This is a genomic window from Microbacterium sp. (genome assembly GCF_047971895.1).
In the GTDB taxonomy this organism is placed as follows: Bacteria; Actinomycetota; Actinomycetes; order Actinomycetales; family Microbacteriaceae; genus Microbacterium.
On record NZ_JBKEAF010000076.1, the window covers coordinates 1 to 9,113 of the forward strand.

General features: G+C 68.0%; 8 protein-coding genes, 1 tRNA gene and 2 pseudogenes. 9 read left to right on the plus strand and 2 right to left on the minus strand.

Features of this window, described 5'->3' with window-relative positions; translation table 11 throughout:
* A pseudogene (locus tag ACK5IN_RS06280) lies at positions 1 to 222 on the plus strand (alpha/beta hydrolase); the annotation flags it as partial.
* A gap of 20 nt (positions 223 to 242) precedes the next feature.
* Here ACK5IN_RS06280 and ACK5IN_RS06285 read toward each other — a convergent pair.
* Entirely contained in the window at positions 243 to 731 is a 489-nt protein-coding gene (locus tag ACK5IN_RS06285; RefSeq protein WP_416895347.1) for a YajQ family cyclic di-GMP-binding protein, read from the minus strand.
* Between the two features lie 189 nt (positions 732 to 920).
* On the opposite strand from ACK5IN_RS06285, the gene ACK5IN_RS06290 reads away from it, so the two are divergent.
* The 6 genes from ACK5IN_RS06290 to ACK5IN_RS06315 all read left to right on the plus strand — a co-directional run bounded on the left by ACK5IN_RS06290 (position 921) and on the right by ACK5IN_RS06315 (position 5,992).
* On the plus strand, positions 921 to 2,153 hold the full coding sequence (locus ACK5IN_RS06290) for a sugar ABC transporter substrate-binding protein (protein ID WP_416895348.1): 1,233 nt from the start codon (positions 921 to 923) through the stop codon (positions 2,151 to 2,153).
* Between the two features lie 168 nt (positions 2,154 to 2,321).
* Positions 2,322 to 3,938, plus strand: a complete 1,617-nt coding sequence (locus ACK5IN_RS06295; RefSeq protein WP_416895349.1) for an ABC transporter permease subunit — start codon at positions 2,322 to 2,324, stop codon at positions 3,936 to 3,938.
* Complete coding sequence (locus tag ACK5IN_RS06300; RefSeq protein ID WP_416895350.1) at positions 3,938 to 4,846, plus strand: sugar ABC transporter permease; 909 nt, start codon at positions 3,938 to 3,940, stop codon at positions 4,844 to 4,846. Before ACK5IN_RS06295 ends, ACK5IN_RS06300 begins: the two co-directional genes overlap by 1 nt.
* 315 nt (positions 4,847 to 5,161) lie before the next feature.
* Positions 5,162 to 5,362 carry a hypothetical protein gene (locus tag ACK5IN_RS06305; protein ID WP_416895351.1) on the plus strand — a complete coding sequence of 67 codons (201 nt, stop codon included), beginning with the start codon at positions 5,162 to 5,164 and terminating at the stop codon, positions 5,360 to 5,362.
* A complete protein-coding gene (locus ACK5IN_RS06310) occupies positions 5,343 to 5,831 on the plus strand; it encodes an FBP domain-containing protein (RefSeq protein WP_416895352.1) in 489 nt (162 codons plus the stop codon). Before ACK5IN_RS06305 ends, ACK5IN_RS06310 begins: the two co-directional genes overlap by 20 nt.
* A gap of 79 nt (positions 5,832 to 5,910) precedes the next feature.
* A tRNA-Tyr gene (locus ACK5IN_RS06315) sits at positions 5,911 to 5,992 on the plus strand.
* A gap of 200 nt (positions 5,993 to 6,192) precedes the next feature.
* Here ACK5IN_RS06315 and ACK5IN_RS06320 read toward each other — a convergent pair.
* Positions 6,193 to 7,767, minus strand: coding sequence for a phytoene desaturase family protein (locus tag ACK5IN_RS06320; RefSeq protein ID WP_416895353.1), 1,575 nt, complete (start codon positions 7,765 to 7,767; stop codon positions 6,193 to 6,195).
* Positions 7,768 to 7,798: 31 nt separating this feature from the next.
* On the opposite strand from ACK5IN_RS06320, the gene ACK5IN_RS06325 reads away from it, so the two are divergent.
* Together ACK5IN_RS06325 and ACK5IN_RS06330 are read left to right on the plus strand one after the other, a co-directional pair.
* Complete coding sequence (locus tag ACK5IN_RS06325) at positions 7,799 to 8,602, plus strand: inositol monophosphatase family protein (protein ID WP_416895354.1); 804 nt, start codon at positions 7,799 to 7,801, stop codon at positions 8,600 to 8,602.
* Between the two features lie 161 nt (positions 8,603 to 8,763).
* A pseudogene (locus ACK5IN_RS06330) lies at positions 8,764 to 9,113 on the plus strand (hypothetical protein); the annotation flags it as partial.

The window sequence follows — 9,113 nt, forward strand, 5'->3', positions numbered from 1 at the left end:
GCGCACACGGCGATCCCGACCCGGTGGAGCGATGCGCTCACCCGCGCCGACACGGTGCTGGTCGTGGACGACATCGCCAAGGCATCCCTCAAGCTCGGATCCTCGGTCACTGTGGAGCGCATCGACGGCGCGCTGCACGACGTGTTCCTCTCCCGGCACGATGCCCGGGAGGCGGCCTATGCGCGACTGGGGCGCTGGGTCGATGCGATGATCGCCCGCTGATTCACGCCGTCCGCGCGTCGTCAGCGGTAGTTCACGAACTGCAGGTCGACCTCGAGGTCGGCGGCCTTCAGCATCCGCTGCACTTCCTGCAGGTCGTCGCGCGACTTGGACTGCACCCGCAGCTCATCGCCCTGAATCTGCGCCTTGACCGACTTGGGGCCCTCGTCGCGGATGAGCTTGGAGATCTTCTTTGCGTTCTCCGACGAGATGCCGTTCTTGATCGTCGAGGTGATGCGGTACTCCTTGCCGCTGGCGACAGGCTCGCCGGTCTCGAGCGACTTCAGCGAGATGCCGCGTTTGATGAGCTTCGACTGAAACACGTCGAGCACCGCCTTGGCCCGCTCTTCGGTGCTCGCCTTGATGAGAATCGCCTCACCGCTCCATTCGACCGATGCGCCGGTGCCCTTGAAGTCGTAGCGCTGCTCGACCTCTTTGCGTGCCTGGTTGAGCGCGTTGTCGGCTTCCTGCTGATCGACCTTCGAGACGATGTCAAAACTGGAGTCTGCCATGGCACAGGAGTCTACCCGTGGGGTGGATGCCGCGTCCGGACGGGCCACGGAGTGTAAACGCTTGCACGCGCATGTCCGTATTGCGTGAAAGGCGAGGAGCGTGCAGAATGTAAGCGCTTGCACACACGCGGTCACAGCGTCGGAGCCGGTGGCTTCTGCGCAGCGTGACATCAATAAGAGAGGCACCCGATGAAGGTGAACAAGAAGGCGGCACTGGGACTCAGCATCCTCGCCGCAGGGGGCATGGTCCTCCTGGCCGGCTGCGCCGGCGACGGCGGGACGACTCCGACCGAGACCGTGTCGACGGGCTCGCTGACCGTCTGGGTCGACGCAGAGCGCGTGGCAGCGCTCCAGGGCGTCGCCGCGGACTACGAGGCGAAGACCGGCATCAAGGTCGACCTCGTCTCCAAGGACAACAACACCATCAAGGACGACTTCATCCAGCAGGTCCCGCAGGGTCGTGGCCCCGACATCACCATGGGCGCGCACGACTGGGTCGGCGAGCTCGCCACCAACGGCGTGGTCGCACCGATCGAGCTGAGCGAGACCGCGGATCAGTTCCTGCCCGTCGCCGTTCAGGCATCCACCTACGACGGCACGACCTATCTGCTGCCGTACGCCGTCGAGAACATCGCCGTGCTGCGCAACGCCGACCTCGTTCCCGAGGCCGCCACGAGCTTCGACGACATGATCGCCAAGGGTCAGGCCGCCGGCCTCGACCAGCCGTTCGTCGTCGAGCAGGGTGCCGAGGGCAACCCATACCACCTGTACCCGTTCCAGACGGCGTTCAACGCCCCGGTCTTCGGCCTCGACGCCACGGGCGGCTATGACGCCAGCAAGCTCGAACTGGGCAGCGAGGGCGGCTTCGAGTTCGCCTCGTGGCTGAGCGGTCAGGGCAAGAACGGCACCGGCGTGTTCAACACCGACATCGACGGAGACATCGCCAAGCAGTCGTTCCTCGATGGCACGGCCGCCTTCTGGCTGACCGGCCCGTGGAACGTCGGCACCGCTGTCGACGCCGGTATCAACGTCGCGATCGACACCGTCCCGAGCCCCACCTCGAACGCTGCGGCCCCGTTCGCCGGCGTCAAGGGCTTCTACCTCAGCCAGGAGTCGAAGAACAAGGTCGCCGCGAACGACTTCCTCGTCAACTACCTCGGCACCGAAGAGGTCCAGGTTGCGCTCTACGAGTCGGGCGACATTCTCCCCGCGCTGAAGGCCGCTGCCGACACCGCGTCGTCCGACCCGATCATCGCCGGCTTCGCCGCCGTCGGTGAAGAGGCCGTCGCCATGCCGGCGATCCCGCAGATGGGCTCGGTGTGGGAGTTCTGGGGTGTCGCCCAGGCCGTGATCATCAACGGCACCGACCCGCAGACAACCTGGCAGAAGCTCGTCGACGACGTGACGAACGCCATCGGATAGTCAAGACGGTGACCCGTGCCCGGCTCGCCACGTGCGGTCGGGTACGGGTTCCCATCGTCTGGTGAAAGAGCCTGGTGGAATAGTCTGGCGGCATGATCTTGCGGCAGAGTCTGGCGGCACACGGTGGTGCCTTCGGGGCGCCGCGGCCAGGGAGAGGCAGCGGTGCCCATGAGTGACGCGCTCACGGAGAAGACGGACGGCGGCATCGAGCGCCCGACCAAGCGGTCCCGTCAGGCTGCGGGGATCGCCGAGGTCGCCGGTCAGGGCCTGCGCACCTGGATCGTCAAGATCGTGCTGCTCGGCATCCTCGACGCGCTCGCGGTGTTCGCGATCTTCGTCCTGCTCGGCTTCCGCGAGTGGGCGATGATCGGCATCGTCATCGTGGTCACGGGGCTGCTGAACTGGATCTACCTGTCGCGGCGCAAGCTGCCGGCGAAGTACCTGGCGCCCGGCGTCTTCTTCCTCGTCCTCTTCCAGATCTTCACCCTCGGCTACACGGCCTACATCGGCTTCACGAACTACGGCACCGGCCACAACGGGTCGAAGGAGCAGGCGGTCTCGGCGCTGATGGCCTCCGCGCTCGAGCGGGTGCCGGACTCGCCGGTGTACCCGGTGACGGTCGTCGAGCAGCTCGGCACGTTCGGTCTGCTCGTCACCGATCCTTCGGGGGAGGCGCTGCTGGGCACCGAGGAGGCGCCCCTCGAGCCGGTCGATGCGCAGTTCGACGGCGGGGTCGCCGTCAGCGCCGACGGCTGGACGTCGCTGAACTTCGCTTCCGTGCTGGCCAACCAGGACGCCGTCATCGCGCTGGCAGTCCCGGTCTCGGACGACCCGAACGACGGTGCCCTGCGCACCCCCGACGGGCAGCGTGCGTACCAGTACGTGTCGACGCTCGAGTACGACGCCGATGCCGGTACGATGACCGATACGCAGACGGGCGTGGTCTATCGCGACATCGGCGTGGGCGCCTTCACCGCCGACGACGGCGCGCAGATCTGCCCCGGCTGGACCATCACCGTCGGGTTCGACAACTTCGTGCGCGCGGTGACCGAACAAGGCATCCGCGGCCCGCTCGTCTACGTCACCCTGTGGACGTTCGTCTTCGCCGCCCTGTCGGTGGCCACGACGTTCTTCCTCGGACTGTTCCTCGCGATCGTCTTCAACGACAAGCGCATGCGCGGGCGCAAGTTCTACCGGATCCTCATGATCCTGCCCTACGCCTTCCCGTCGTTCCTGTCGGCACTGGTGTGGGCGGGCATGATGAACGAGAGCTTCGGCTTCATCAACCAGGTGCTCCTGGGTGGCGCATCCGTGCCGTGGCTCACCGACCCGTTGCTCGCCAAGGTCTCGGTGTTGATCGTCAACCTGTGGCTCGGCTTCCCCTACATGTTCCTCGTGTGCATGGGAGCGCTGCAGTCGATACCTGACGACGTCATCGAGGCTGCGACCGTCGACGGCGCGAGACCGTGGGGCATCTTCCGGCTGATCAAGCTGCCGCTGCTGCTGGTGACGGTGGCGCCGCTGCTGATCGCGTCGTTCGCGTTCAACTTCAACAACTTCAACCTGATCTACATGCTCACAGACGGCGGGCCACGTGACTCGTCGGCCAGCATCAATGTCGGGCACACCGACATCCTGATCTCAATGGTCTACAAGGTCGCCTTCACGGGCCAGAACCGTGACTACGGTCTGGCCGCGGCGTTCTCGATCCTGATCTTCATCATCGTCGCCGTCATCTCGATCATCAGCTTCCGTAAGACCAAGGCGCTGGAGGATCTGAACTGATGGCTCGAAAACAGTCTGCCCGCGCTGACGCCGACTTCTACGAGAGCCGCCCGAAGGGGTTCGGTCCTTGGTTCCGCGCGACCGGGTGGCGGCACATCGTGGGCGTCGTGATGGTGGTCTTCGCTGCGTTCCCGCTCGTGTTTGTGCTGTCGTCGTCGCTGAACCCGCAAGGAACTCTGACCGGGTCGAATCAGCTGTTCGCGAAGATCGGCTTCGACAGCTACACGCGCATCCTCACCGACCCGAACTATCCGTACCCGAACTGGTTCGTCAACACGCTCATCGTGGCGGGCGTCACCGCCTTGCTCACCGTGTTCCTCGGCGCCCTCGCGGCATACTCGTTCTCGCGCATGCGCTTCGCCGGGCGCCGCATGGGCCTGATCACGATCGTGGTCGTGCAGATGTTCCCGCAGCTGTTGGCGGTCGTCGCGATCTTCCTGCTCATGTCGACCATCGGCGATTGGTTCCCAGCGCTCGGCATCGACACCCACATCGGTCTGATCATGGTCTACCTGGGCGGTGCGCTGGGGGTGAACACGTACCTGATGTATGGGTTCTTCAACACTGTGCCGGCATCGATCGACGAGGCGGCGAAGATCGACGGTGCCGGGCACGCGCGCATCTTCTTCACGATCATCCTGCGGCTGACGGCGCCCATCCTGGCCGTGGTTGCCCTGCTGTCGTTCATCGCGACGGTCAACGACTACGTCATCGCGAGCGTCATCCTCATCGAGCCGCAGAACCAGACTCTCGCGGTGGGCCTCACCAAGATGGTCTCGAACCCGCGGTACGCCGACTGGAGCGCGTTCTCGGCCGGCGCGGTGATGGCAGCCCTGCCGGTGATGGCACTGTTCCTATTCCTGCAGAAGTACATCGTCGGAGGCCTGACGGCGGGCGCGGTGAAGTAGCGGGCTGTGGGTGGTGCGTGGCACACGTTGTCCGCATCGGGCGCGCTGTCGGAATGGGAGATGCTGGCCGCCTCACCCGGCGGAACCGCCGTGAAACCTGTGCAGCCACCTGTTCTGCGGCGACATCGCGCTGAACATCTCACTGACCGCCGTCAGCTCGGTCGTCGCCGTCGTCACGCTGCCGCTCAACACCAACTGGCAGCTTCTCGTCGACGACGTCGCGAGCCTGGCGGCCATCACGGTCGTGTTCTGTCTCATCAGTCTTGCGGTGGGATACATCGTGCCGCGCCGGTTCCGGGTGGCGCGGCGCCAGCGGTGGCCTCGTCGTTCGAGATCGGCATCCACAGTGCCACGCTCGCGATCGTCATCGCGCAGACCGTCATGGGCGCGATGGAGCTCAGCCTGCCTGCGGCGATCTACGGTGTACTCATGTTCTTCATCGCGTTCGGCTTCGGTTTCCTGATCCGGGGCAGGGCCGGTGTGCCGGAGGAGGCCGATGCGCCCGCTCACACCTGACGATGTGATCGCATCGTTCGTCAACGCGCCGCCCGACGAGCTGCGCCTGGTCGAACTGCCGCTCGACTTCGCACTGGTCGACTGGGATCACCTCGACTTCCTCGCGTGGCGCAACCCCGAGGTACGCGGCCGAGGGTACCTGATCGCCGAGCACGACGGCGCACCCGTGGGCATTGTGCTGCGCGCCGCCGACGGGGGATCGCGGGCGCGAACGGGGATGTGCAATCTGTGCCACACGATGCAGCCGGGCGACCAGGTGTCGCTGTTCAGCGCCCGCCGCGCCGGGCGTGCCGGCGACCGGGGCGGCAGCATAGGCACGTACATCTGTGCCGACCTGTCGTGCCACGAGAACGTGCGGCTGGCTGCGCCGCTGGCACCGTCCGAGATACGGGCGAACGTCGATCGGCGTATCGACGGCACCCGCGCGCGCACTGAGGCGTTCGTCGCCGAAGTGCTGTCGGGCACCTGATTTTCTGAGGCGTGAAACACAGAGTAAGATTGCTGATCGCGCCTCCGGTCGTCTGTACAAGTCGGGTGGATGCGCACCTGGCGAGTTACCCAAGCGGCCAAAGGGATCTGACTGTAAATCAGACTGCATTGCATTCGGGGGTTCGAATCCCTCACTCGCCACTCTCTGTCTGAGGGCTCCGCATAGCGGGGCCTTCGCTCGTTGTGCGGGTTATCAGCCCCGCTGCTCGGCTGTCGGGGTTCCGGAGGTATGGGCCTCACTTGCCGCGTTCTGCGGCCTGCGCCCGTGATTCGTGACAGGTGAACGCGGGTGGGGAGCTGCAGCGCGGGGTTGGCGCGCACGGGCGCGGCGGGGCAGACCGTCAGCCGAGCAGCTCCAGTGCGGCCATGGCGGCATTGTGACCGCCGATGCCGCTCACGCCGCCGCCGCGGCGCGCGGACGACCCGCAGCGGAGCACGCGGTCCCACGCCGTGTCGACGCCCCAGCGCTCGGCCGGCGTCTCGCCGGGAGCGTCGGCATCGGCCCACGGCCATGACAGCGCACCGTGGAAGATGTCGCCGCCGCGCATGCCCAGCGAACGCTCGAGGTCGGCGGTGGTGCGCGCCTCGATGCAGGGCGTGCCGTCCGGTGCGTCGTACAGCAGCGGCCGCAACGGTTCGCCGAGCACCGCGTCGAGACTGTGCTCTGCGGCATCCAGAAGCTGCTCGCCCGTCACCCCGTCCATCATGAGTCGGTGCGGCAGCTGCAGCCCGAACAGCGTAATGGTCTGAGCTCCCGACGCCCGCAGCTCTGGCCCGAGAATCGTCGGGTCAGTGAGCGAATGGCAGTAGACCTCGGCCGGCAGGGGAGAAGGGATGCCTCCGGCCTCCGCTGCGGAGTACGCCCCATCGAGCTGCGCCATCGTCTCGTTGATGTGGAACGTGCCCGCGAACGCCGCCTGCGGCACCACGTGCGCATCGCGCAGCCGCGGCAGACGGCGCAGCAGCATGTTGACCTTCAACTGCGCCCCCTCCGGAGCATGCTCGGGCGCCACGGTGGAATCGGTGCCGCCGGAGCGCAGCAGGTCGTGCAGCACCGCGTCGCCGACACCGCTCAGCACGAGCCGTCCCCGCAGCGCCGGGCCGCCGTCCACGGCCACCTCGCCGTCGGGTGAGACCGCGGTCACGGTGGCGCCGGTGCGCAGCTCGGCTCCCGCGGCACGCGCCGCGCGCTCGAGCTGCGCCGAGACCTCGCCCATGCCGCCGACGGGCACGTCCCAGTCGCCGGTGCCGCCGCCGATCACGTGGTACAGGAAGCACCGGTTCTGGCGCAGACTCGGGTCGTCGGCGTACGAGAAGGTGCCGATGAGTCCGTCGGTGAGCGCGATGCCCCGCGCCAGATCGGTGTCGAGCGAGGCGCGCAGCAGATCGCCCAACGGCGCCTCAGCGACCGCGTGCCACAGCGCGTCGTCGCCGACGCGGCGGCGCAGCGCGGTCGCGCTCGGCAGCGGCTCGGTCATGGTCGGGAACACCGCGCGTGCCAGCGGCGCGAGACGGGAGACGAACGCGGCGAATCGGTCCGCCTCGCGCTCGGCGCCGACGGTGCGGGCGAAGCTCGCGGCGGTGGCGGAGGCATCCATCGTGTCGATCAGCACCCCGCGGGACGGATGCTGCGGGTCGGGCGTGTACGACGAGTACCGCCGCCGGCGCAGGTCGATGCGCAGCCCGAGGTCGTTGACGATGCGGCGCGGCAGCAGGCTCACCAGGTACGAGTAGCGCGATACGCGGGCGTCGACTCCCGGCCACGGACGTTGCGACACGGCGGCGCCGCCGACCCGATCGAGGCGTTCGAGCACCACGACGCGTCGCCTCGCACGCGCGAGGTAGGCGGCGGCGACGAGGGCGTTGTGGCCCCCGCCGACGATGACGACGTCATGGGTGGCGGCTGCGGCATCCATTCGTCCACCGTAGACGGGTACCGTGAGGCGTATGAGTCTCGAGAAGGAGCTTCTGGCACTGGCGGTGGATGTCGCGTACGAGGCCGGTCAGCTCGCTCACCGCCGTCGATCCGAGGGCGTGTCGATCGCGGCGACCAAGTCGGTGCTCGCCGACATCGTCACCGAGGCCGACCGGGAAGTCGAGCTGCTGATCCGCGAACGCCTGGCCGAAGCCCGACCCGACGACGGGTTCCTCGGCGAGGAGTCCGGTGCCGCGCCCGGACTCACCGGGGCCAGCGGTGTCACGTGGGTAGTCGACCCGATCGACGGCACGGTGAACTATGCGTTCGGCATCCCGGTCTACGCCGTGAGCATCGCGGCGGTGACCGGCGACCCCGACCCGGCGCACTGGACGGGCCTCGCCGGGGCCGTGTTCGCCCCGGCACTCGGCGAGATGTTCACGGCCGCCCGCGGCGAGGGCGCGCACGTGGGCAACGAGCGCCTGCAGGTGCAGGAGCCGGCCGGGGATGCGGGGGCGCTGCTGGCGACCGGGTTCGGCTACGACCCCGCCACGCACGCCGGCGACATCGCACGGCTGAGCCGCGTGATGCCGCTGGCCCGAGACATCCGTCGGCTGGGAGCCGCCTCGCTCGATCTCAGCTTCGTCGCCGCCGGGCGGCTGGACGGCTACTTCGAGCGCGGCCTGAACCCGTGGGATCACGCCGCCGCAGGGCTGATCGTGCAGGAGGCCGGCGGGCGGTTCGGCGGACCGGGCGGGCAGACAGCCAGCCCGACCATGACGATCGCCGCCGCCCCCGGACTGTTCGCGCGGATCGAGCGGGCACTCGATGACTGAGCACGTCGCTGCCGATGTATCGGCGGCTTTCATGGCATTCCCAGAGTCCCGACGGTAGTGTTTACCCATTCGTTACCTTTGCCGCCCGAACGGCGGAGGTGAAGAAGAAGCCCCACTGACCGCTCGCTGCCCCCGTGCGCGAAAGACCCGAGAGCCCAGGCTTGCCGTTCGAGACACCCGAGGATGCGCCCGCGCCCCTGCGCCGCACGCGTCGTGACAGCGCCCCGCGCGCGGTGACGGTCGACGCACCCCTCAGCCGGGCCGCGCTGCGCAATCGTTCGGCGGGTGCGCAGGCGCGGCCGACCGTTGTCTGGGCCCGTGCGACCGAGGCCCCTGCGGCCGTCATCGGCGGTGAGCTTCTGCCGGCCGAGCCAGCGGGCGAGCTGGCCGAGATCGCCCCCGCCGGAGAGCTCGTACCTGCCGATGCGGCACAAGCAGCGGTGGCACCGCTCACCCGACGGGCGCGACGCGCCCAGCGACAGCCTAAGTCGGCGGCGGCCGAGGTCTTCGA